Annotated in this window: 19 protein-coding genes; 10 read left to right on the top strand and 9 right to left on the bottom strand. The window is 41.4% G+C overall.

Annotation, left to right across the window (positions count from 1 at the left end; genetic code table 11):
- Positions 1–39 precede the first annotated feature (39 nt).
- Together H6G77_RS04090 and H6G77_RS04085 are read left to right on the top strand one after the other, a co-directional pair.
- A complete protein-coding gene (locus H6G77_RS04090; protein WP_190870895.1) occupies positions 40–642 on the top strand; it encodes a hypothetical protein in 603 nt (200 codons plus the stop codon).
- Between the two features lie 179 nt (positions 643–821).
- Entirely contained in the window at positions 822–1,427 is a 606-nt protein-coding gene (locus H6G77_RS04085; protein WP_190870894.1) for a hypothetical protein, read from the top strand.
- Between the two features lie 125 nt (positions 1,428–1,552).
- Here the strand turns inward: H6G77_RS04085 and H6G77_RS04080 are convergent, their stop codons facing one another.
- The 4 genes from H6G77_RS04080 to H6G77_RS04065 form a co-directional block, all read right to left on the bottom strand.
- A complete protein-coding gene (locus H6G77_RS04080; RefSeq protein ID WP_190674398.1) occupies positions 1,553–2,542 on the bottom strand; it encodes a DUF4351 domain-containing protein in 990 nt (329 codons plus the stop codon).
- A gap of 98 nt (positions 2,543–2,640) precedes the next feature.
- Entirely contained in the window at positions 2,641–4,062 is a 1,422-nt protein-coding gene (glgA, locus tag H6G77_RS04075; RefSeq protein ID WP_190870893.1) for a glycogen synthase GlgA, read from the bottom strand.
- Between the two features lie 141 nt (positions 4,063–4,203).
- Positions 4,204–5,175, bottom strand: a complete 972-nt coding sequence (gene hemC, locus H6G77_RS04070; protein ID WP_190674404.1) for a hydroxymethylbilane synthase — start codon at positions 5,173–5,175, stop codon at positions 4,204–4,206.
- A 299-nt stretch (positions 5,176–5,474) separates the two neighbouring features.
- Positions 5,475–5,897 carry a lysozyme inhibitor LprI family protein gene (locus tag H6G77_RS04065; protein ID WP_190591978.1) on the bottom strand — a complete coding sequence of 141 codons (423 nt, stop codon included), beginning with the start codon at positions 5,895–5,897 and terminating at the stop codon, positions 5,475–5,477.
- Positions 5,898–6,332: 435 nt separating this feature from the next.
- Here H6G77_RS04065 and H6G77_RS04060 point away from each other — a divergent pair, with 435 nt between their 5' ends.
- The 4 genes from H6G77_RS04060 (at position 6,333) to H6G77_RS04045 (ending at position 8,652) form a co-directional block, all read left to right on the top strand.
- Positions 6,333–6,779, top strand: a complete 447-nt coding sequence (locus tag H6G77_RS04060) for a hypothetical protein (RefSeq protein WP_190591977.1) — start codon at positions 6,333–6,335, stop codon at positions 6,777–6,779.
- Positions 6,780–6,800: 21 nt separating this feature from the next.
- Positions 6,801–7,163 carry a hypothetical protein gene (locus H6G77_RS04055; protein ID WP_190591976.1) on the top strand — a complete coding sequence of 121 codons (363 nt, stop codon included), beginning with the start codon at positions 6,801–6,803 and terminating at the stop codon, positions 7,161–7,163.
- A gap of 92 nt (positions 7,164–7,255) precedes the next feature.
- Positions 7,256–7,441 (top strand): hypothetical protein, encoded by a 186-nt coding sequence (locus tag H6G77_RS04050; RefSeq protein ID WP_190674410.1) that lies wholly within the window; start codon positions 7,256–7,258, stop codon positions 7,439–7,441.
- A gap of 398 nt (positions 7,442–7,839) precedes the next feature.
- A complete protein-coding gene (locus tag H6G77_RS04045) occupies positions 7,840–8,652 on the top strand; it encodes an RICIN domain-containing protein (protein ID WP_190674413.1) in 813 nt (270 codons plus the stop codon).
- A gap of 146 nt (positions 8,653–8,798) precedes the next feature.
- Here the strand turns inward: H6G77_RS04045 and H6G77_RS04040 are convergent, their stop codons facing one another.
- The 4 genes from H6G77_RS04040 to H6G77_RS04025 all read right to left on the bottom strand — a co-directional run bounded on the left by H6G77_RS04040 (position 8,799) and on the right by H6G77_RS04025 (position 14,468).
- Positions 8,799–9,761, bottom strand: coding sequence for a ribonuclease Z (locus tag H6G77_RS04040; RefSeq protein WP_190591973.1), 963 nt, complete (start codon positions 9,759–9,761; stop codon positions 8,799–8,801).
- 384 nt (positions 9,762–10,145) lie between these two features.
- Positions 10,146–10,577 carry a hypothetical protein gene (locus H6G77_RS04035; protein WP_190591972.1) on the bottom strand — a complete coding sequence of 144 codons (432 nt, stop codon included), beginning with the start codon at positions 10,575–10,577 and terminating at the stop codon, positions 10,146–10,148.
- 129 nt (positions 10,578–10,706) lie between these two features.
- Positions 10,707–11,264: a bifunctional adenosylcobinamide kinase/adenosylcobinamide-phosphate guanylyltransferase gene (gene cobU, locus H6G77_RS04030; RefSeq protein ID WP_190870891.1), complete on the bottom strand. Its 558-nt coding sequence runs from the start codon at positions 11,262–11,264 to the stop codon at positions 10,707–10,709.
- A gap of 276 nt (positions 11,265–11,540) precedes the next feature.
- Positions 11,541–14,468, bottom strand: coding sequence for a calcium-binding protein (locus H6G77_RS04025; protein WP_190870890.1), 2,928 nt, complete (start codon positions 14,466–14,468; stop codon positions 11,541–11,543).
- Positions 14,469–14,817: 349 nt separating this feature from the next.
- Here H6G77_RS04025 and H6G77_RS04020 point away from each other — a divergent pair, with 349 nt between their 5' ends.
- The 4 genes from H6G77_RS04020 to hpsU all read left to right on the top strand — a co-directional run bounded on the left by H6G77_RS04020 (position 14,818) and on the right by hpsU (position 18,574).
- Positions 14,818–15,630, top strand: a complete 813-nt coding sequence (locus H6G77_RS04020; protein WP_190591969.1) for a hypothetical protein — start codon at positions 14,818–14,820, stop codon at positions 15,628–15,630.
- 304 nt (positions 15,631–15,934) lie between these two features.
- On the top strand, positions 15,935–16,867 hold the full coding sequence (locus H6G77_RS04015) for a glycosyltransferase family 2 protein (protein WP_190591968.1): 933 nt from the start codon (positions 15,935–15,937) through the stop codon (positions 16,865–16,867).
- A gap of 15 nt (positions 16,868–16,882) precedes the next feature.
- On the top strand, positions 16,883–17,824 hold the full coding sequence (locus tag H6G77_RS04010) for a glycosyltransferase family 2 protein (protein WP_190870889.1): 942 nt from the start codon (positions 16,883–16,885) through the stop codon (positions 17,822–17,824).
- A 159-nt stretch (positions 17,825–17,983) separates the two neighbouring features.
- On the top strand, positions 17,984–18,574 hold the full coding sequence (gene hpsU, locus H6G77_RS04005; protein ID WP_190674423.1) for a hormogonium polysaccharide biosynthesis acetyltransferase HpsU: 591 nt from the start codon (positions 17,984–17,986) through the stop codon (positions 18,572–18,574).
- A gap of 105 nt (positions 18,575–18,679) precedes the next feature.
- On the opposite strand, the gene H6G77_RS04000 is transcribed toward hpsU, so the two are convergent.
- Positions 18,680–23,548 carry a GAF domain-containing protein gene (locus H6G77_RS04000; RefSeq protein ID WP_190870888.1) on the bottom strand — a complete coding sequence of 1,623 codons (4,869 nt, stop codon included), beginning with the start codon at positions 23,546–23,548 and terminating at the stop codon, positions 18,680–18,682.
- Between the last annotated feature and the right edge of the window lie 156 nt (positions 23,549–23,704).

Raw genomic sequence — 23,704 nt, 5'->3', positions numbered from 1 at the left:
AAATGCCTTTCCCAAAAAAATAATTTATTTGCACAAATTATGAGTACTCAAATCCAAATATTTGTAGAGTTTCTACAAGATGGACAATGGACAGCAGTGCTAAAACCAAAAGGTCGGGGTCTAAAAAAATCAACAGCAGAATTTTCACCTCTAGAAAAAATAGATATCGGCACACACTATGAGTTTTTTGCTGTTCTAGCTGGTGTCCGTCGAGAAAGATTTTTACAGTGGTATGGTGCAGATATCAGACCTATATCTCGACCACGAGGTCTTCCACAAGACCTTTCACCTTTTTTGAAATCACATATTCAAGATGATGATTGTTGGAATGCTTCTTGGCTTATGGTTCAAGAATTGCTCAATTTTGATTGGGAAAAACTCATTAAATTTTACGGCTTGGTTGAACCACAGTACGCAAACTTGTTTTCTAGTAATCAATCATTTCCTTACGAACAATGGACAGAGGAAGCGAAATTATATTCTCTAAACTCGAATTATCTTCCTAAATCGGATAATGTACAAGTCAGTTGGGTAGAAAGTTATAGAGAATTTGTTGGTTCTGAATTTCTTGATTATTTTTTTGGAGAATTATTACTTTTAGGTTCACCAAAAGAAGTGAGGATTATTTTTTACTTTTATTAGTTACAAAACTTAAACTATGCTGTTTGATTGGTTTGTAACCAGTTGTGTAAATCAGCGATCGCACTCAAATCTCATAAAGCCTCGCCCTATGTGATCGTCTGTAGTAATTTAACTTATATTATGCTTTTTGATTACTTTCATTTTGCCTTTACCAAAAATTAAATTTGGCTGTACGAATTATGGGTACTGATATTAAAATATTTTCAGAACGTCTACAGGATGGACAATGGACACTATTATCAATAACTGAGGATTTAAGTAAGGAGTCACATCAAGATTTATCTACTTTAGAAATCATAGATATCGGCAGACCTTATGGGTTTTTTGCTGTTCTAGCAGGTGTGCGCCGGGAAAGATTTTTAAAGTTGTATGGTGTAGATATTATACCTATATCTCGACCACGAGGGTTGCCAAAAGACCTTTCACCTTTCTTAAAAACTTATATTGAAATTGAAGATGATAATTGTTGGAATGCGTCTTGGCTTTTGGTTCAAGAACTGATTAGTTTTAATTGGGAAAAACTCATTAAATTTTACGGCTTGGTTGAACCACAGTACGCAAACTTGTTTTCTAGTAATCAACCATTTCCTTACGAACAATGGCCAGAAAACGCGCACTGCTATTCTCTAAACTCGAATTATCTTCCTAAATCAGATAATGTACAAGTCAGTTGGGTAGAAAGTTATAGAGAATTTGTTGGTTCTGAATTTCTTGATTATTTTTTTGAGAAACTCTTAGCTTTAGGTTCACCAAAAGAAGTGAGGATTATTTTTTACTTTTATTAGTTACAAAACTTAAACTATCCTGCTTGATTTGCTTGTAACCAGTTGAGTAAGTCAGCGATCGCACTAAAATTTCATAAAGCCTCACTACAGGCGATCGCCTGTGGTAATTTAATTTCCAAGTTAAACTATACTGCTTGATTGGTTTGTAACCAGTTGTGTAAATCAGCGATCGCACTAAAATCTAATAAAGCCTCACTCAGTGCTTCCAATTGTTCTAAAGAAAGACCTTGAACTTGTTGACGAACTTCGTCGGGTAAATTGCCCACCCTTCTTTGCAGTAGTCGTAAGACAAGTATTTGTGTTTGTTCCTGTTTACCTTCTTGTTTACCTTCCTGTTTACCTTCTTCCTTGCCTCGCTCGTAGCCAATGCGCTCGCCTGTAGTTATGTAAGGCATAGTAAGCTCCTGCTCGAATAACTTAAAGTCTTGCCAAAATTCTGCTTCTAATGCTTTTGGTAAAATCATAACCCAATCGATAAAACGATAGAGGTTACGAATGTCTCTTTCTTCTAGCCCTTGTTCATAAAGTCGGCGAATTAAGCTGAATTTCCAATTTTTCCGTTCTCCTGGCTGTTTGCTGGTTTGCTGCGTTTTTAAATGCGCCATGACAACTGTCGCAAAAGGATTATTGCTGGTTTCTAATTCTGTCCAGAGATTTTGATAATCTAGCAATTTGATAGTGCCGAATCGAAAAATCAGACTGCAATCAGGATAATTGTAACTGTATTGATTCGGTCTCCAAGTAGAGTCAGCGTCACATAAAATTGCTAGGCTGATGGCTGGTTTGGCAAATTTATCAAAAATTCGCAGGTTATACAAAAACATTCTTTCGGCGAAGTTATCTTCTGGTTTCGCCTGAATTTCGACATGAATTAACAACCAAACTTCTTCCCCATCAATTTGCCAAACTTTAACTAATTTATCGGCGTATCTTCTTCCAAGTTCGGCTTCGCGGGCAATTTGTTGAAATTCCTTGTCGAGAAATTCGTGGGGGCGTTCCCAATTAATTAGGGCTGCTGTTTGGGGAAAGAAAAACTGCATTGCTTGGGGAAAGTATGCTTCTAAAATTTCTTTCCACGGCGAATCATTATCGGCTCTTTCTCGTTCCTCAGTCATTGTATTTAGAAAATAATGAAACGCAGATAAACGCAGATAAAAAACAAAAACTCTCTGTGTTCCTCTGCGTTTAACTCTGCGCCACTTTGCGTTTAAAACTACTGATTTAAAACTAACTCTGGCTGTGGTGCTTCTTCTTCTGGGTCTGGTAAACCAAACATTGAACGATACAGCTTATCGTATTGCTTGGCTGAACGATACCAACTAAAGTCTTGATTCATCCCGCGTTTTTGCAGTTCGCCCCACTGAGGTTTGAAACGAAAACCTTCCCAAGCGCGGATCATGCAGGTAAACAAATCTAAGGGTTCGTAGCGGTCGAAGCAATAACCTGTACCAGCTTCGTTGATAGGGTCGTGGTGAGATACGGTGTCAACTAATCCCCCGGTGCGGCGGACAATGGGAACGGAACCATAGCGCATTGCCATCATTTGGCTGATACCGCAGGGTTCAAAGCGGCTGGGCATTAAAAAGGCATCAGTTCCAGCATAAATCCGGCGGGATAGGGCATCGTTGTAAAGTAAATATGTCGCCATCCGTCCGGGATAGCGGGATGCTAATTGCCACATTTGAGTTTCATAATAGCGATCGCCTGTCCCTAACAACACAAATTGAGCATCTGTATAAGCCATGAAGCGGTCTAAAATTTGGATGACCAAATCCAAGCCTTTCTGCTCGACTAATCGGCTTACCATCCCAATTAAAAAGGCTTGAGAGTTGACCTCTAACCCCATTTCTTCTTGTAAGGCAACTTTGTTTTTCTTACGCTGATCTAAAGTGTCTGGCGAGAATGTCTGTGCAATATATTTATCATCGACTGGGTTGTAAACCTCAGTATCTATACCGTTGACAATCCCTGATAACTTCCCACTGATAAATGACAGCAAACCTTCTATAGTTTCACCATACGCGGGTGTTTTGATTTGTTCGGCATAAGTTGGGGAAACGGTATTTACCCTGTCAGCAAACTGCACTGCTGCTGCCATTGTGTTGTGTCCTTGCATATACCAAGGACACCAAGTAATTTTATCCAGATACCAACGCCACGGCCCTTGATAAGCCAGGTTATGAATCGTAAACACTGTGGTGATATCTGGGTCTTGGTGCATCCACACGGGTATCATCCCTGTATGCCAGTCGTGACAGTGGATGATGTCTGGCTTCCAGTAATTCCAGCAGAACTCAGCCGCACCATTGGCAAAAAAGGTGAACCGCCAATCTTCGTCTTCGCCCGAATAGATGCGGCGGGGATTAAATACAGGATGTCCAAATAAATACAAAGGCACATCCGTACCGGGCAGCACACTCTCGTAAACTGCAAAGTCCTGAAACATGGCATATCCCCACCAAATCGGGTCTTTGGGGATTTCCATTTTGTCTGGTAAAAACCCGTAGTAAGGCAAGAAGATGCGGACATCATGCCCCATTTCTCTCAAGACTTTAGGTAATGCTCCCACAACATCACCCATTCCTCCTACTTTCGCAACGGGAGCTGCTTCTGCTGCAACGAATAGAATCCGCATGGTCTTTGTTGTTTCCCCGGTTCTGCCTATATTTTCACAAGAAGTCTGAAGTATAAAGGCAGTTTAATCAAAGAATCTTGATCCTTTACACTTCATCCTTTAATCTCAACTCTTATCTAACCACATCTGTTTGCCAGTATCCTAAGAACCCCGTTGGATTTCAGCAAAGATTTCCTCAAGAATTTCTTGAGCGCCTTGTTCCCGTAGAAGGTTAGCTAATTCTGTCCCTAATGCTTCGGCGTTGCTCGCTGCACCTGTGACGGTATCTTTAACAAGTTTTTGACCATCTACACTGGCGACTACACCTGTTAATGTTAAATTACCATCAACAATTTCTGTATTTACACCGATGGGTACTTGGCAACCACCTTCAAGGTCACGTAAGAATGCTCTTTCTGCTAAACAACGATCGCGTGTCTGGGGATGTTCAATTGCTTTGAGTAAAGATATCAAATCTTGGTCATCAGCGCGACATTCTATCCCTAAAGCGCCTTGTCCGACAGCGTGGAGGGAAATTTCTTTGGAAATAACTTGATGAACGCGATCGCCCATACCCAAGCGTTGTAACCCAGCAGCTGCTAAAATCAGGGCATCATATTCACCAGCATCGAGTTTTGCCAAGCGGGTATTCAAGTTACCGCGCACATCTTTAAAGGTAAAGTGGGGAAATTGATTGCGTAACTGTGCCAATCGTCGCAGTGAGGATGTGCCAATGACTGCACCCTCTGGCAAAGTGTCAATTTGCTTGTCTTTGTACTTTTCATGCACAACTAAAGCATCTGCGGGGTTTTCCCGTTCGGTAATTGCTGCTAAGGTTAAGCCTTCTGGTAAATTAGTCGGCAGATCCTTGAGGGAATGAACTGCAAAGTCAATTTCTTGGTTGATCATTCCCAGTTCGAGTTCTTTTGTAAATAGTCCTTTATCGCCAATCTTCGCCAACGCTACATCCAGGATTTTGTCGCCTTGGGTAGACATGGTGTGGACTTCAAAATTGATATCTGGGAAACTTTTTTGTAGTTGCTCTCTTACCCAGTATGTTTGAACTAGAGCAAGTTGACTTTTACGAGAACCAATACGAATCGTGCGGGTTGCACTGGAAACAACTGAAGTCATAATAACGTTATGTCAAACCAGGCGATACATTCACATTCATCTAGACTACCGCAGTGAGTGACTTCCCGCATTGCGATCGCTTAATTAAACGCAACTTTAGCTTGAATTTCATTTACATTTTTTAACAAAAAATCTGCGACTCGTTTAAGTTAAGCATCCCAGCAAAAAAATGCTTCATAAACTACTTTTCTCTTGTAGCTTCTGCTTCTATAGTCATTAACAAACCTATCTCCCTTGTCTCCCCTATCTTCCTTGTCTACCTTGCCTCTTTATGTTCAAGCATAGCGACCTGATAGTTATCAACCATCATGTTGAAGATACTCGCGCAATTGTTGAGTTCGCTGTTTTGTCGCTTCTTCTAAGCAGCCAGCATAAATCGCAGGTGCAATACTTCCCCCTTCGTATGCACTTCTTTCAAACTCACAACTAGCGTCACGAAACTTAATCCAGGCTAACTGTGCAGCAATTAATTTTTGCTGTCTAGTCTTTGACAACTTTGGTAACAGTTGTTTATAAACTTGGTTCAATTTTTTATCTGCATTTTGATATGACAATTGTGAGCAGATATTAATTTCCAATTGAGTTTGCGGGTCATTACAGTTGGGTTTTTGTGCTAAATATGTTTTTGTCGGTTGGGTTTGTGTATTTGCCTGCACCACAGTATTAGCACTCAAACCAATAACCGTTAAGATACTGAATAAATAAAGTGATAAATAACGCATAGGATGTTTTTCCTTTCAGCATTAAAAGCTATAAAAAGTTCAATATAGCTCATAATTACTGGTATTTTAGGAAGTGAACAAGAATATTGTTTGTAAAATCCAACACAATTACTATAATGATGGTGCGAAAATTATATTTATATCGGTTCTTATTCTACTGAGATACAAGCAATAACAGTTAACCGCAAATTTAGGTGAGTAAGCGGCTTGCCGCAGGCTATACAGATGGAAACAGATAAATTTGTACCTCAACAGACGAGGAAACGCCATATTGACTTATCAAATATGGTGCAAGTCAGAAAATTAATTCCAGAAAAAATCTGTTTATTTACTCAAATGCTTGAATGGTAAAGCTTTCATCTGCCAATATGGAGCAACTTCCTTACGCGATAATGGCTTCAAGATATTATTGAAAACCTAAACTTGGAAGGTTAAATGTCACAAGCACCAGAAAAAGCTGTTGGTGAGTATGAAATCTTCTTGAAAGATGCAGATAATAATTTGCTTCCAGCAAAGATTGAATTAGGTTGCCGAGATTGGACTGAAGTTGGCGGACGACGCACCGAATGTCGTATTAAATTACAGTGGGCTAACGGTGTAATCGAAGAAACAGATTGGCATTTTTTCGAGTCTTTTAAGCGGGTTCGAGAGAGACTTGCTTTACACCGTCTTTTGCCTATTTGCTACGGAGCTAGTAGAAAAATCATAATAACGGGTATGGCAATCGATATGGCATTGGGACGAAGAGTTTATAAAGTGGGTGAAGATGGTCAATTAACTCGTGTAGATATATTTAAAACTGGTGATGATGTAGAGCCTGTAAGTGTTGAAATTCAAGAGCATTTTCAAAGAGAATGGTGTCAGGTATTTAGAGAAAAATGAGGAAAAGAATTTATTAATAATATGTTAATTAAAAATATTGAAATTCTTTCAGAAGATGCTGAAGAGGCTTTATTACATATAACTGATGGTGTTTATGAGTGTGCTGCCTTTTGTCAGCCTTGTAATAAATGTATAGGTTATTTTATTGAAGAACCACTTTTATCTTTTAATAGCCAATACCCTGTTTTGGAAACCATAAATAAAACTCCTTATATTAGCCGTAAGAAGAGTGGTTTTGCTCATGAAATATTAGGGCAAGTGATAAGTGTAGAAGAGAATTTAGTACGAGTAGGAAATATTATTATTGAGCTAGATGTTAATTTACCGGGAGACATCAATATCAATGATTTGGTAAAATTTACTTGTGCAAGATTAGATACATAGTGAAGTAGCTATACGGTGATTATAGTTTCCGCAAGATTTCGCATCATATAAATGCACCATAATGGCTCTCAAAAGCATTGATTTATCTGAGTGTGACCAGTGTTAGTAAGAAATTCAGGGTGGAATTTGCTTACTTTGAAGGCATTGTAATTATCGCTGGATTTGGAGCGATCGCACTCGCTTATCTAGGTCATTGTAATTATCGCTGGATTTGGAGCGATCGCACTCATCAATCAGGAAAAAACTGTTCCTGGTTCTTGTTTCCCGCGCTCCCCTGAGCCTGTCGTTCGCGTAGCGTCTCCGATAGGAGAAGTTTTCCCTACCAGCACCAAAGGTCTTTTTCGTCCAGCCCTAAGTATTTATTCAATATTACTTAAGTGTCTTAACTGTCTTAATGCTTTTTTAACTGTTTTTTAACTGTTTTAACTGTCCTTGAATTCTCATGAAAATTTTGGAATATTAGAAGCATGAAGTGTATCGAGAACGCACTTCAAGTGACTTCCACTAAAGCATTTGTCAAGCTAAACGCTCTGATCTAGCAAATACATGCACTGTGGCAATAGTATTCCGCACAAGACATTAGTCTTGTGACGAATATTGTTGTGCTGGGTTGTCTTTGGCATTGACAAAAACTCGCATTCATTCATTTTCATCTATTTACTTAGGAGTTTCAATTATGGTGGCTACACCTGTACAAACCAGCCAGGCGCTCTCAGTAACTTATGGTAATGATGGTACTAAAATTGCATCAGGAAATACGACACCAGGTGCAACCAACTGGCAACAATATAGTGATGGTATTTATATAGAAGTTGACACTAGTGCTGCTGGATTCACCAAAACACCAAGATACATAACATCACTTGCTGGTGATAGCAAGCATTATGGAACCACTGGAGCTACTTCTATCTATAACCCTACTGCTACAGGCTTTCGTATACAAATAAGGTGGGAAAAAGACTACGAATCTGGAACTATTACCCCAGAACTAGCTAACACTAACAAATGGCATATCAATTGGATTGCTATTGAGCCTGCGTCTGCGAAAACACCACGTCCGGCAGCAGGAAAATACTACTACCTTGTTGTTAAACATACTGGCAAAGTTTTAAATGTGACAGGTGGTAGTAAGGAAGACAATATCCAGCTTATTCAGTATGACAAGTCAGATAGTGATAACTCTAAATGGCTGTTGGAAGATACTGGTGATGGCTCTTACTACCTTGTTGCTAAACATAGCGGCAAAGTTGCAAATATAGCAGGTGGTGGTAGTGTTGATGGTAGCAATGCTGTTCAGTATCAGAAAGGAAATAACGATAACTCTAAATGGCTATTGGAAGATGCAGGTGACGGCTACTTCTACATTATCGGCAAACAAAGTGGTAAGGTTCTACAGGTAAATGGTGGCAACAAAGAGAATGGAGCAAAAGTCGATCAATGGACAAGACAAAACGTTGATCACCACAAATGGAAATTTGAGGCTGTGTAGTTAACCCCTTCATCCTTCTTCTTTTAAATAACAACTGACCTTCTCTTTGACCGACTCCTTCAAATTCGGGGGTCGGTTTTGCAATGATTGTCTAGATTTAATTCAAATCGTTCTATTGTAATTATTGCTGAACTTGGGGCGATCGCTTAACTTACAGGCATTTGTTTTAACTCTACTTCCCGCCGTCGAGGGACATCATAAGTCATAAAATCATAAGCCATATCTGTCTTAGGAAAAATCGCCCGTGCTTCTTGAAGTAAATCTTTCAATTCTATGGGGTTGCCTGGAGCGTAGCGAGGGCTAAAATGAGTCATGATTAACCGATGGGAACCACCTGCTAAAGCTGTTTGTGCTGCCATTGTGGTTGTCGAATGTAATCTTTGAAAAGCCATCTCTGCGTCTGCATGGGCAAAGGTCGCTTCGTGAATTAATACATCCGCATCTTTAGCTAGTTCTACCGCACCTTCTGTATAAATTGTATCTGTGCAGTAAGCTATTTTGCGGCCAATTTCTGTGGGGCCACAAAGTTCAGCGCCGTTAATTACTCTTCCGTCGTCCAAGGTGACAGTTTCACCCCGTTTGAGTTGACCATAAATCCGACCAGCAGGAATTTGCAGCGTTTTGGCTTTTTCGACATCAAAACGTCCAGCGCGGTCTTTTTCGGCAACCCGATAACCAAATGCGGTAATTCGATGATGCAACTGGCCACAGGTGACGGTAAATTCCTGATCTTCGTAAATTACTCCAGGACGGATAGTATGAACTTTAATCGGGTAAGAAAAGTGTGTATGAGAATATTTTGATGCCGATTGGATATATTCATTTAATCCCGGCGGCCCGTAAATATCAATTCTGTCAACATTGCCAGCTAAACCACAACTAGCCAACAAACCCATCAAGCCAAAAATATGGTCGCCGTGCAGATGGGTAATAAAAATTCGGGAAAGTTGACTGATTTTTAGGTCACTCCGCAAAATTTGGTGCTGAGTACCTTCACCACAATCGAATAACCACAGTTCTGCCCTTTGGGGTAATCTTAGGGCGACACTAGAAACATTACGCGATCGCGTCGGTACACCGGAACTTGTCCCTAAAAATGTTATTTGCACAGCGTTTTTTTGTTTCCCTATTACTGATTTTGGCTCTTTATTCTATATGGTGACATAACAGAATCCAGAATCCACAAGTCAGAATTGTAATACCAAATTGAAGAATGATTGCGACAAATAAATTGCCCAAAAGCTTACCAGTAAAGCCTGTCTCAATCTAAAATCTGTCTTGAAAAGTTTGCTCAAGTCGGGGAACCCGCCCACGCAACTTTTCGCAAAATCTAAAATCCAAAATGGTATAAGAGAGTTTGATCATGTGTAGGACTAGCAATAAGACGAAAAATCAATGGTTTGGGGAAGATTGTAGGCGTGTAATTATACAAAACCCTTACACCCCATACCCTTACACCCATTCTGGATAGACAACCTGTGCGTAAGTCCTAGTTATTTACTTTTGGCGGAAAGATTTTCTAACAAGCGATCGCGGATTCCCATCAGTCTGGCTTGGTTATCCACTGCCGAACGTGGCGCTGGTAAATCAGTGTTCGGCCAACCAGGTAAATTATTGCATGGGCAAGTCTCAGCCGGCATTCCTACGTTTCTCATCGGAATCGGCATATTGCAACGACCACAAGGCATAATTTCCCATACAGAGGTCAGCAATTCTGCAATGGTTTCGTGAGTGCCTTCTAAATAACAATCACCGAATTCTGGCGAGATAATTTTCTGCCAACACTCTTCAAATTCCTGGCTATAGCGATCGCCTTTATATACAGGTTGAGGCAACAAGCTTGCTACCCCATTACCAACCACTACTCTCTTACCCAACTGAAACCAGTAGGCGAGATACTTTTTGACATCTTCTGTGTTTGCCATACCACGATTGTACATTCGGCATGAGGAGACTTGCTCTGTATATAATATTAATTTTCTATTAAAAATTTGACCCTCAATCGGTAGGCAAAATAATAATCAAGCTCTCTTCATTTTTCTTAATTTAATACTTTACAATTCCTCATTTATCGCTGTTGGCAATGGTGTACCCAGCACACTCAAATTCAATACATGACCACCAGCTACAAGATAAACCGTGTCACAAACAACGCCTAATTGCCGCACCAAAGCACCCAGGCGATCGCGGAATTGTCTACCGATAGGGTAAGCAGGAACCACACCCCAGCCGACTTCTTCCGCCACAAACAGCATATCGGCAGCTACGAGTTGTACTGTGTCTAAAAACTCGGCAATTGTATTTTGCCAACTAATTTCATCCTCATCTAAAAAATTTGTCACCCAAGTTCCCAAAGAATCAACTAACAAACAACTCTGGGGTTTAGCATCAGCCAAAGTCGCTGATAATTCTCTAGGCACTGCTAAAGTTACCCAATTTTGCGGACGGCGTTGTTGATGTGCCGCAATGCGTTTTTGCCACTCAGGATCATTAAGATTTTCGGTAGCAGTTGCAACATAAACCACTTGTTTACCTGACTGCTGGGCAAGATATTCTGCCCATTCACTTTTGCCCGACCGAGCAGCCCCTGTAATTAAAATGACTTTACCCACGATTTTTCCTAGGAAATACTTAAGCAAAAAGATGTAGAATTTTACTTCTACATCCTTTCATGTTCCAATCCTTTGATCACAACTATTTGGAAGAGGGTAAAGGAGTATAGAGCAATAAAGTTATAGCGGCTTTCATTCCAGTGAAATAAATATATTTCCCTAGCCTCTTTTCCCCATCTACTTTTACTGCACTCAACCGAGAAACGCTATAAGTACAGCCTCACACTCTTACACCCATTCTTAACAGATAACCTTTGTACGTAAATCCTATCTCTGTTAAGCAATCACTAGAATGTCATCGGATGTCAGAGTTGGTGCGAGAGTGAGACTAGCAATTTGCTGTTGTGCCGTCACACCATTACCGTCAATATCAAAGAATAGTCCACCAGTAATACTGTTATAGATAAATCTCTGATTTGCGGTTGTTGCACCTGTACCTACAAAGAACTGAAGACTGGAAAGCACACCCAAGGATAGACCACCACCAAAACCAGAAGCAGAAACTACGATCGTATCAGGGACAGAAGCAAAATCAGTGATGATATCTACACCTTCCCCAGGTTTTAAGAAGGTGAACTGATCATTGCCAATACCGCCAGTTAAAACATCTGCACCACTACCACCGATGAGATTATCGTTACCAGCACCACCTACTAATACATCATTACCCGCACCACCATTGAGAATGTTGTTAGCAGCATTACCAGTAATAGTGTCATTATTCGCAGTACCTGTAACATTCTCAAAGTTACTGACAGTGAAATTGAGGTTAGTAGTCGCACTACCAATCACCACATTATTTACTATCAAGCTATTTGTACCCAAGTTGGCGGTAATGGAGGTACTACCTGTTGCTGCTGAGGCATTAATAGTATCATTCAGCAAGTTAGATGCAACGATCGCTTCAATGCCATTTAACTGGTCAGTTCCTCCACCAGATTTGCTAACTGTACCTGTGGGGCCAAGAATAATGGACTGTCCTAATCCACTGTAGTTTACCGTGTCAGTACCGGCATCACCGTTGAGGGTATCATTACCATTACTACCGCGCAACACATCATTGCCAGCACCACCATTGAGAATATTATTACCGTTGTTACCAGTAATAATGTCATTATTCCCAGTACCAATGACATTCTCAAAGTTATTCACAGTGAAGTTGAGGTTGGTAGTCACACCACCAATCAACACATTATTCACTGTCAAACTATTTGTACCCAAGTTGGCGGTAATACTGACACTACCCGTTGCTGTTGAGGAATTAATTGTATCGCCGAGTAAGGTAGAAGCTGTGATGGTTTCAATCCCGTTTAATTGGTCAATTCCTCCACCTGATTTGTTGACTGTACCTGTGGGGCCGAGAACGATAGTTTGTCCCAGCGCACTATAGTCTGTTGTATCAGTGCCTGCATCACCGTTGAGGGTATCATTACCGTTACTACCGCGCAACACATCATTACCCGCACCACCATTGAGAATGTTGTTAGCAGCATTACCAGTAATAGTGTCATTATTCGCAGTACCTGTAACATTCTCAAAGTTACTGACAGTGAAATTGAGATTAGTAGTCGCACTACCAATCACCACATTATTTACTATCAAGCTATTTGTACCCAAGTTGGCGGTAATGGAGGTACTACCTGTTGCTGCTGAGGCATTAATAGTATCATTCAGCAAGTTAGATGCAACGATCGCTTCAATGCCATTTAACTGGTCAGTTCCTCCACCAGATTTGTTGACTGTACCTGTGGGGCCAAGAATAATGGATTGCCCTAATCCACTGTAGTTTACCGTGTCAGTACCGGCATCACCGTTGAGGGTATCATTACCATTACTACCGCGCAACACATCATTGCCAGCACCACCATTGAGAATATTATTACCGTTGTTACCAGTAATAATGTCATTATTCGCAGTACCTGTGACATTCTCAAAGTTGTTGACAGTAAAGTTGAGGTTGGTAGTCACACCACCAATCAACACATTATTCACTGTCAAACTATTTGTACCCAAGTTGGCGGTAATGCTGACGCTACCCGTTGCTGTTGAGGAATTAATTGTATCGCCGAGTAAGGCAGAGGCTGTGATGGTTTCAATTCCGTTTAATTGGTCAATTCCTCCACCTGATTTGCTGACTGTACCTGTGGGGCCGAGAACGATAGTTTGTCCCAGCGCACTATAGTCTGCTGTATCAGTTCCTACATCACCGTTGAGGGTATCATTACCGTTACTACCACCCAACACATCATTACCCGCACCACCATTGAGAATGTTATTGGCATTGTCACCAGTAATGCTGTCGTTTTGGTTTGTACCTCTGACATTCTCAAAACCACTGACTGTAAAAGTGAGGGTTCCCAAACCAGGAACATTATTTACAATCAGGGAATTGGTTAATAAATTAACAGTTATGGAAGTTGGCGCGGTAGCATCTGAAGCATCAATCCAGTCGTTGAGTGATGAGGTCGCAAAAATTCTCTCGACTTGAACTAGTTGATCTGTACCAAAGCCTACTCCTTTGCTAACAATCCCAGTAGATTTCAAGGTGATTGCTTGGCTTAAAGCACTGTAGTCGGCTGTATCAATGCCAGTCCCACCATTTAGCAAACTGCTACCACTGGCATCTAATACATAAAAGTAATCATTACCAGTACCACCAATCAGATTATCGCTGCCTGCATCATTAAATAAAGTGTCATCGCCGCTTTCGCCAAAGACAGTATCGTTACCGTCTCCACCAAGGAGGATATCATTGCCTTTGCCGCCAAACAGAAAGTCATTTTCACCTTCTCCCAATAACAGATCATTACCACCCAGTCCAAAAATATAATCACGGGTGGCTTTACCGATCAAAATGTCATTGCTTTCAGTACCAAGAATGATGTGAACTAGCTTACTTACTAAAGAGGCTGTATCAGAATTAGCAGCCGAAAATATTTTAAAGGCGATCGGGTCATTTGCGACATCAGGTGCAAATTTGAGTACAAACTCAGTTGCAGCGTCAATAGTAGTTTCAATAAGTTCAGCAGGTGGATTGGCTAACCGAGTTGCTTCTACAACATCTGTCTTACTGAATAAACCAGCGAAATCCGCAGCAGCTATCTTGCCTGAAACTAATTCTTGACTCAAGGTATTCAGGTCGAATACAAGCGAGGTTGTCAAGACCTGATCTTGATTAGTTACTAATTGCACAGGTGTAGTCATTGATTAGGATTTCCCTTGGTGAAATATGTCTTGAGATTTGACCTAAGACAAAAGACCTTAACAAATATAAATAAATCATTAAATTGCTTAATATGAACGTTTTCTGAAATACATTGAATATGAATTTTTTGTAAAGAAATGTAATGTAATCGCCAATTGCCATCAAAAACAGCTTCAAAGCCCCATACCTAGGGATGATAATTTTGAGTTTGTTTGTTGCAAATATCTTTTAAAAGATAAAATTAGCACCAGATTAATTTGTGCCAAAATTGGCAAAAGCCAAGACTCCCAACTAACCTTTGTGAAAAGTTAAATACCACAAAGGGCAGCAAACTCACAGGATATGCTTATGAAAACAGGGCTAAAACGGATTGAAGCGACTCTACATGATCTCGGAAATCGGGACAACGCCACAGTCGAAGCTGGAGATTCGCCCAAGCAGCCAGTATCTTTTAGAATTAGTGTTTCTAGCAAAGCTGCTACCCCAGATGTAGATATATCTGATGAGCCAAGTGTGACACCAGAACTCACAGAAAATTTAGAGATAAATTCTAACTATGACAGCACTGTTGAACCAGATTTATTTGCGGAACATCATTCTGTAGATACATTTTCTGCTCAAGAAACAGGTAATAAAACTCCCAGCCTACCCAAGTTTAAAACTCCTAGCTTTAGTAACCATCGCCACGGAGCTAACCCAGCCTTAGCTATGAATTTGCTGCAAGAAATTCAAATTCATGTAGCTGGTTGGCAACAAGAACTGCAAAATCTCCTGCAACAAATCCAAGACCTGTATTTAGAAGGGCCGATAGTCAACGGTTGGTTAGAGTCTAATCCCAAAGAACCAGAACAACCAGGAACCGCCACACTACGCCACGCGGAAGTTGACCGCTTGATGAACTATGTTGAAGAAATCTGCACCACTGGGAATAAAGACGCTTATCAATTTTCGCGCACAGGATATCGGCTGTGTGGTTTGGATGGATCGGGTAAAGTTTGGTCACGTCCCTGTCCACCAGATCAAGTACCGACAGTGAGTATGGCGATCGCACGGCATCAAAAACTCCGCCAATTACTAGCACGCAAACAATATCTCGAAACCCGTCTGAGTCAATTAGCTGAAACTCTCGTAGTTTTACACAGCCATATTCAACAAGCTTAAAGAATTAAAGACGAATTCCGAAGAAACGCGGTTGGTGGGTTGGAATTTTTTGTTATAGATTAGCACAGAGCAGGCGACCGTTGGATAGAAGACTGTAGTCTCAAATCCAAGGGTGACAACTTAAAAAAGAATACAGAATGCAGAATTCAGAATTCAGAAGCAATAAGTAATAGGTATAATCCTGCACTGATTGTTCAACCACTGAATCTTTGATGAGTGTGTGGTGTTTCACTGTGAATACAGTAACCATCCACCGCACTGCCTCCTCCTGAGTCCTGAATTCTCTGTTGTTAAACTTAATCCTATGTCAGACATCCAAATCTCTGCCATTATCTGTACTCACAATCGAGATACCTATTTAGGTGCGGCAATTGATAGCCTGTTGGCGCAGGACTTTGCTGGCGATTTTGAGGTGATAGTAGTAGATAACAACTCCAGCGATCGCACCCGCGAAGTTGTCGAACAAAGAGCCTGCAATGCCCGTTTAAAGTATATCTTTGAACCCACCACCGGCTTATCTGTTGCCCGGAACACTGGTGCTAAAGTTGCGCGTGCCGAAATTCTGGCTTATTTAGATGATGATGCGGTCGCCAGCGATCGCTGGTTGCAAGTATTGTATTCTGCCTATCAAAGCAACCCCAAACTAGCGATCGCGGGTGGCAAAGTCACACTTTTATGGCCACCGACAATCCAACCACCCAAATGGCTATCTTCTGGGTTAGCCGGCAATTTGGGAGCTTATGATCTAGGTGACAAAATAGTTTATATTGATCAACCGGGCTTAACCCCCAGAGGCTTAAATTATTCTATCCGACAGAGCTTTTTGGCAGAAATTGGTGGTTTTGACCCCCATCTTGGTCGAGTCGGCAAAAACTTGTTATCTAATGAAGAATTGCAAATGACCGAATTTGCCCTCCAGCATGGCTGGCAAGTTGCCTATCTGCCAGAAGCTTTAGTAGCGCATAACGTTGCACCCGAACGGCTCAATCGCTCTTGGTTTTTGAATCGCGGCTGGTGGCAAGGTATCAGTGAATGCTACCGAGAACAACTTGCAGGCAAAACAGGGAGCCGTCAATTATTACGCGGTAGTGAGCGTTTGATTCGGGGTTTATATAAATCATTACAGTATTTTTCTGACCCAGCAGAACGCTTCGACAAACTTGTGTATACATATTGTCAAATAGGTTATTTAAATGCTGCTATTCAGGGTCTGCTGTCTACATCCCATAAAAAATAACAAATAACAACATATATGTCCTCTAAAATTCCCGTCTCAGTCTTAATTCCTGCCAAAAACGAAGAAGCCAATTTACCGGCTTGTTTGACCAGTCTCCAAAGAGCAGATGAAATCTTTATTGTTGATTCTCAAAGCACTGATAAAAGCTTAGAAATTGCTAATAGTTACGGTGCGAATGTTGTACAGTTTCACTTCAATGGACGCTGGCCGAAAAAGAAAAATTGGTCTTTAGATAACTTACCTTTCCGTAACGAATGGGTACTAATTGTTGATTGCGATGAACGCATTACTCCCGAATTATGGGATGAAATTGCTCAAGCAATTCAAAATGAAGAATATAGCGGTTATTATCTCAATCGCCGCGTATTTTTCTTAGGTCAATGGATTCGTCATGGTGGGAAATATCCTGATTGGAATTTGCGTTTGTTTAAACACAAAGCTGGTCGTTACGAAAACCTCAATACCGAAGATATCCCTAATACTGGTGATAACGAAGTTCACGAACATGTGATTTTACAAGGGCAAGTGGGATATCTCAACAATGATATGCTCCATGAAGACTTTCGTGATTTGTTCCACTGGCTAGAAAGACACAACCGCTATTCTAATTGGGAAGCGAGAGTTTATTACAATCTGCTTACTGGTCTAGGTGACACAGGTACAATTGGCGCTAACTTATTTGGTGATGCCGTTCAACGTAAACGTTTTCTCAAGAAAGTCTGGGTACATTTGCCTTTTAAACCAATTTTACGGTTTATTTTGTTCTATATTATTCAGCGTGGTTTTTTAGATGGCAGAGCCGGATATATTTATGGCCGCCTACTCAGTCAATATGAATATCAAATTGGCGTGAAACTGTATGAATTACGCAGTTGTGGCGGTAAATTAAATACAGCCAATACTGCTAAATCTGCACCACCATCTCTCCCCCAAAAAATTGAGCAAACGGCAGTTTAGAAGTCTGAAGTATAAAGTATGAAGTCTGAAATGAAGAAATCCGTATAGTCAGTTTGAGAGCAATTGATCATCGGTGCTTTATTTAGACGTGAGAGACTGGGAAAATCATACTACCCAGTCTCTTTTATTTATTGACCAATGACGAATAACAAATGACCAATGACAAATAACCAATCCTTTGTAGATTTACGCAAGTATGACCAATCCTGGTTTGACCGTGGTCGTCCAGGCTGGTATGTTTTGTTGTGGTGGTTTGTACAGGCGATCGCCTTTCCCTTAACTCCTCATCCTTTTAATGGTTTGCGTTGCTTTTTGCTGCGACTATTCGGGGCGCGTATTGGTCAAGGTGTATTAATTCGACCCACAGCCCGCTTCACGTATCCGTGGAAAGTTACCATTGGTGACTACAGTTGGATTGGTGATGATGTAGTTTTATACAGCTTGGATAAAATTAATATCGGTGAACACTGTGTGATTTCCCAAAAAACCTACTTATGTACGGGTAGCCACGACATCCAAGATCCGGCTTTTGGGTTAAAAACAGCACCAATTACTATTAATAACGGGGTATGGATTACAGCCGATTGTTTTGTTGGCCCTGGAGTCGAAATTGGTGCAAATGCTGTGATTGGCGCTCGTAGTACTGTATTTGCTAATATGCCCCCTGGACAAGTTTGTTGGGGTAGCCCTTGTAAACCACAGTATGCGCGGTTGAAAAATTCAGCCAATTCATCAGAACGTTTGGATTAACAAAATTAGCCCCTTATCTCCCTTGTCTGCCCTGTCTCCCTTGTCCCCCTGATCAACAACCCACATTTATCATCCCCATACCCTACATAATTAGTGATTGACCTACTAGATCACCTCTTCGTCTGTGAAAAACTTTTTAATCAAGGTTGCTAGTTGCTTGAGTTTGACAGGTTTGCAGAGGTAGTCGTTAGCACCTGCGGCTAAACAGCGATCGCGATCGCCACTCATAGCCAAGGCTGTCAGGGCAATAATGGGAGTATTGACAAACTCAGGATTTTGGCGAATTTGTCGAATTGCTTCTAAACCGTCGATTCCTGGCATTTGAATATCCATCAAAATTAAGTCAGGACGGTGTGCTGTTGTCAAGTCAATGGCTTCTTGACCGTTATTAGCCAGCACAATGCGATACCCCTTGGCTTCGAGGTAGCTAGAAACTGTACTAATATTGGCTTCGTTATCTTCTACCAGCAAGATGAGGGGGGTAAGACTTGGTGATTCATTGGTGTTGCAGCAGCAAGCTTCTGGAGTATTAATTACTTGATAATTGGTGATGATTTCCGGTGCAAGATCAGCACTAGGATGACAGGGTAGATCGACTGTAAAACAACTACCCACGCCTAATTCACTCGTCAGTCCCACCCGGCCACCGTGAAGTTCGACAATTTGTTTGACTAATGCCAGCCCTAAACCTGTACCTGTATATTGCCGATTTAAGGCGCTGTCAATCTGCACAAAAGGCTGAAAGAGTTTCTGGATATTTTCTGGTGAAATCCCAATGCCGGTATCTTGGATGGCGAAGTGCAAGAAGTGTTGCATCGTTGCATCGCTAGTTGATATCGGGGAGGAAATTTGCGTTACTGCCAAGGTGATGCGTCCGCCATCGGGAGTAAATTTGACGGCGTTGTTCAACAGATTCAACAACACTTGACGAATCCGCCGTTCATCTACCAGTATTTCTGGGAGATTCATTGGCAATTTTAGTTCAACTTGAATTTGCTTGCGTAATGCCTGCTGTTTGATAAATGCCAGACTGGATTGGCACAGATGATTCACGGAAGTCCAGAGGTAGTCAAGTTTGATCTGCCCGGCTTCAATTTTGGACAAGTCTAAAATATCGTTAATTAACTCTAGTAAATGGGAACCACTGCGCTCAATGGTTTGTAATGCTTTGAGTTGTTGCTCATTGATAATGCCAAACACTTCCTCTTGTAGCCCTTCCGTCATTCCCAAAATGGCATTGAGGGGAGTGCGGAGTTCATGACTCATGTTGGCTAAAAATTCATCTTTGAGACGGGTAGCGCGAGCTAGTTCTTCGTTAGAAATTGCTAGTTTTTGATTGCTTTCGGTGAGTTTTGCCTCTGCTTGCTGGCGTTCGGCGAGTTCTAGTTGTAATTGTTGAAATAAACTTGCTTGCTGAATGGCGATCGCTAACTGATTGGCAATTTGTTGGAGAACTTGTGCTTCTGAATCTTTCCAGACACGTTTTTCTTGGCAAGCATGAACAACTAAAACGCCCCAGAGTTTGTTATTTGCCCAAGGAGTCACCCAGCGATGATCTTCGCTGTCTCGCACTTCTTGAAGAATTGGTGCGACGATTTTGGACTGAATTTGACCTGTCTGGGAATATTCTACTAGGCACTTTGTCCAGATATCTTGCATAACATCACAGACAATGCGCGGTTTGCCTTGCCAATAATAATCAAGGATTTCTTGAGACCAAGTTTCATTTTCCCAGTGTTGGTCTTTGAGTCTAGGCAATCCCTCAGATATAGCTTCTTCGACAATTTGGCTCTTACCGTTAGCAAACAGCCGGAAGACGATCACACGATCGCAATGTAATACCTCTTTTACTTGTTGAGTTACCGTTGCGAGGATTTCGTGAATATCTAATGACTCACGAATTTTTTGGACGATAATTTCTAGGGTTTCTTGTCGTCGCAGTTGCAAGGCAATTTTCGCTTCGGCTCGTTGGCGGACTAACAATTCTGCCTGAATTTTTTCGTAGAGATTGGCTTGTTGAATGGCGATCGCTAACTGGTAGGATAATTCTTGGGTAAACTCAATCTCCGACTGTCGCCAAGAGCGAGTTTTGCCACATTGATGAATACACAACAAACCCCACAATTCATCACCACAAAGTAACGGCATCACCAAATTACTCCGCACTTGAAACTCAGCCAAAATATCGCTGTGACAAGAACTCATTCCTCTTTTGTATATATCATCAACCGCAAAAAATCGGCCTTTGGCATAAAGGGAGGAATAATTTTTGCCAAAGCAGTGATCATGTATGGGAATGGCGACAACTGAATTAAAACGCTCACCTACTGATTCCGCCACAAATTCGCCGTCATCAAAGTTGGAGTCAGGATAAAACTTGAAAATACCCACCCGATCAGCTTGAATTACTTGGCGAATTTCCTGACAAGCAGTGTTAAAAATCGTTTGTAAGTCTAATGATTCACGAATCCTTTGGGAAATTTCTCGCAGTAGTTTTTCCCGTTGTATTTGGAGATAAATTGTTTTCTCGGTTTGTTTACGAGCGGTAATATCTCGAAAAATACCTTGTGTGGCGATCGGCAGTCCATTTTGCCATTGACAATTCACATTCCCCTCAACAATAATTTCTCTGCCGGCTTTGGTGAGAAATCTGGTTTCGATACCTAAACACAAAGTGCCTGCAAACAAGCTGTGCATTGCTGTTTGGCAATGTACCAATTCATCGGGATGAATGACTTGGAAAATTGATAACTGCTCCAAGTCGCTATCGTCATATCCCAAAGCTTCCTTCCATGCCCGATTTACAAATAAAATTCGCCCATCCGGGGCAATGCTTTGAATTAAATCGGTGGCGTTGTCAAAGAAATCTCGTAATTGTGCTTCTCGCGCCTGGAGTTCTTGGGTGCGCTGTGCAATTTTCTGCTCTAAGTCTTGGTTCAAACGTTGTAGTGCTTGATTGGCGGCTTTGCGCTGTAATTCTGCGGCGGCTCTGGCTGCAAATACTTGGAGAATTGGGATGGCTTCAGTATATTGATTGTCCTGTATGGGTTGTAAATCTAAAATACACAGAGTGCCAATGCTATTACCTTCATTATCTTTGAGGGCAATTCCCAGATAACTGTCTGCTTGCATATTTACTAAGTCTAAATCGTCAGGGAAAAAAGCTTGGACTTGGTTTTGGCAGTAAAATTCCCCGTTATTCAAAGCATATTCGCAAGGAGTTAGAGCCATAGGGTAGGAAATTGGTGGTTGCAAGGCTCCATTTGCCCAAAAGCCCAAGGTATGTAGTTGATTGTCGAGTTTTTCCGTAACAAGCACATAGGAGACATTTAAAGCTTCGGCAATGTGGCTGACTAAGGCGGGAAAAAATTCCTCACCAGTGACGGCGGCTGTACCTTCAACCAATTTTTGTAAAGTCAATTCAATGCGTTGTCGATCGCGCAGTTCATCTTGGAGTTTTTGGTGAGTTGTAGCTTGCTGAAGTGCGATCGCTAAATGCACTGATAACATTTGTAGCAGTTCAATTTCTTCTGGTTGCCACTCACGGGGGTGTTGACTTTCAGTTGCATTTAGTAAACCCCATAATTGATCACCGCACAACAGTGGCACTAAAATTTTGGCTCTTGTTTGCAGGCGTATCAGCATCTGGCGGTGACAATCAGATAATGGTGTTGTGTAGATATCTGAGACAACACGAATTTTTCCCTGGCGATAACTATCTGTGTTATGTAGCGAAAAGCAGGGGTCATGAATTTGTTCACCCACCAGTGATAGTGTTGAGTTGGTAGATTCGGCCACCACCGTCATTTGCCCATCTAGATGAAATTGCCAAATATTAACGCGATCGCAGCCTAATAAATGCCGCACCTTTTCGACTGTGGTGTTTAAAATAGTTTGCAAACTCAGAGAAGAGCGAATTTGGACGGCGATTTCTGCAATTAAATTTTCCTGGCTGATTTTGGCTTGGAGGGTGCTTGTCTGTAAGTCAACTTGTTGTTCTCGTTCCACAGTGTGACTTTCTAAGGTAGCCAGATGTTCGGCTTCTAATTGCACCACCCTTTTTTCTAGTATTCCTGTTAACTTGTATAGTTCTAAGGGGTTGAGTGCTTGTAGCAGATTGCTTTGGGTAACAATTCCAAAGAGTTCACCTTGTTTGCCAATGACTGCCAACCTTCTAATTAAGCGTTGTTCCATGATTTGCTGCACAATTAACAAAGAGTCATGGGGTTTGACTGTAAATACTGGTGAACTCATGACTATCTGAGCTAGGCAATGTTTCAAGTTCAAGCCCAAGGCTTGAAACTGCACAATGTCACGCTCGGTAATAATTCCCAGAGGAAATTGCAGTGGTTGAATTTCGTTACCACCAGTGTCTACAATCATTACCGAACTAATGCGATGTTTAGCCAACAGTTGAGCGATCGCTAACATCGAACTATCAGCAGAGGCACAAATTACCTCAGTAATCATCACCTCCGATACCAACCGCAACCGCAACAAATCCACCGGACGACAGGCATAGCTGAGACTTTCATGGGTTACTAGCCCTACCACCTGCTCCTGCTCATTCAAAATGGGTATATGGCGGATATGGTACTGCTGGAGCAAATTCACCGCCGAAAATAAATCTGTAAAATCAGATTCGTGTAGGGTGACGACTGGAGAAATCATCACTTCCCGAATTGCCAAATTTGCCAAAGAATGCTGTTCTGCACTCAACCGCACAACATCCCTTTCTGTGAAGATCCCGATTAAGCTGCCATCTTCTACTACTAATACGCAACTGGAGCGTGCTTCTAGATAAACTTTATCTAGTTGCTCACCCAAACGCGGAGTAGCATCACAAATATTGCGAATACCACTCATTTGGTTAATCACTTCCGTTACCAGTGTCGCTGGTGTCACGATGAGCGGATGGGGAACGATCGCAGATTTCAGTTCTGATGCCGTGAAAGATGTTGTTTGGTTAAGCATTCATGTATTGAGCAAGGAATTGATGCTTTATTGTTCCCATTACCATGTAGTTTTATCTATGGGATTTTTCGGGCTTTTCATTTCCGTCAAACACATTCTCTTCCTATAACCTATAACCTGTAACCTATTCCCTATAAAATGCAATGTAAAATTTTC

Origin of the sequence: Aulosira sp. FACHB-615 (assembly GCF_014698045.1) — a bacterium.
GTDB lineage: Bacteria > Cyanobacteriota > Cyanobacteriia > Cyanobacteriales > Nostocaceae > Nostoc_B.
The sequence above is the reverse complement of the archived record's forward strand: the minus strand, read 5'-3'. Positions and strand labels throughout refer to the sequence as shown.

Bases quoted from the DNA above. Each gene is read 5' to 3' on its own strand.
- H6G77_RS04090 (WP_190870895.1), top strand. From the start codon at position 40: ATGAGTACTCAAATCCAAATATTTGTAGAGTTTCTACAAGATGGACAA.
- H6G77_RS04085 (WP_190870894.1), top strand. From the start codon at position 822: ATGGGTACTGATATTAAAATATTTTCAGAACGTCTACAGGATGGACAA.
- H6G77_RS04080 (WP_190674398.1), bottom strand. From the start codon at position 2,542: ATGACTGAGGAACGAGAAAGAGCCGATAATGATTCGCCGTGGAAAGAA.
- glgA (WP_190870893.1), bottom strand. From the start codon at position 4,062: ATGCGGATTCTATTCGTTGCAGCAGAAGCAGCTCCCGTTGCGAAAGTA.
- hemC (WP_190674404.1), bottom strand. From the start codon at position 5,175: ATGACTTCAGTTGTTTCCAGTGCAACCCGCACGATTCGTATTGGTTCT.
- H6G77_RS04065 (WP_190591978.1), bottom strand. From the start codon at position 5,897: ATGCGTTATTTATCACTTTATTTATTCAGTATCTTAACGGTTATTGGT.
- H6G77_RS04060 (WP_190591977.1), top strand. From the start codon at position 6,333: ATGTCACAAGCACCAGAAAAAGCTGTTGGTGAGTATGAAATCTTCTTG.
- H6G77_RS04055 (WP_190591976.1), top strand. From the start codon at position 6,801: ATGTTAATTAAAAATATTGAAATTCTTTCAGAAGATGCTGAAGAGGCT.
- H6G77_RS04045 (WP_190674413.1), top strand. From the start codon at position 7,840: ATGGTGGCTACACCTGTACAAACCAGCCAGGCGCTCTCAGTAACTTAT.
- H6G77_RS04035 (WP_190591972.1), bottom strand. From the start codon at position 10,577: ATGGCAAACACAGAAGATGTCAAAAAGTATCTCGCCTACTGGTTTCAG.
- H6G77_RS04025 (WP_190870890.1), bottom strand. From the start codon at position 14,468: ATGACTACACCTGTGCAATTAGTAACTAATCAAGATCAGGTCTTGACA.
- H6G77_RS04020 (WP_190591969.1), top strand. From the start codon at position 14,818: ATGAAAACAGGGCTAAAACGGATTGAAGCGACTCTACATGATCTCGGA.
- H6G77_RS04015 (WP_190591968.1), top strand. From the start codon at position 15,935: ATGTCAGACATCCAAATCTCTGCCATTATCTGTACTCACAATCGAGAT.
- H6G77_RS04010 (WP_190870889.1), top strand. From the start codon at position 16,883: ATGTCCTCTAAAATTCCCGTCTCAGTCTTAATTCCTGCCAAAAACGAA.
- hpsU (WP_190674423.1), top strand. From the start codon at position 17,984: ATGACAAATAACCAATCCTTTGTAGATTTACGCAAGTATGACCAATCC.
- H6G77_RS04000 (WP_190870888.1), bottom strand. From the start codon at position 23,548: ATGCTTAACCAAACAACATCTTTCACGGCATCAGAACTGAAATCTGCG.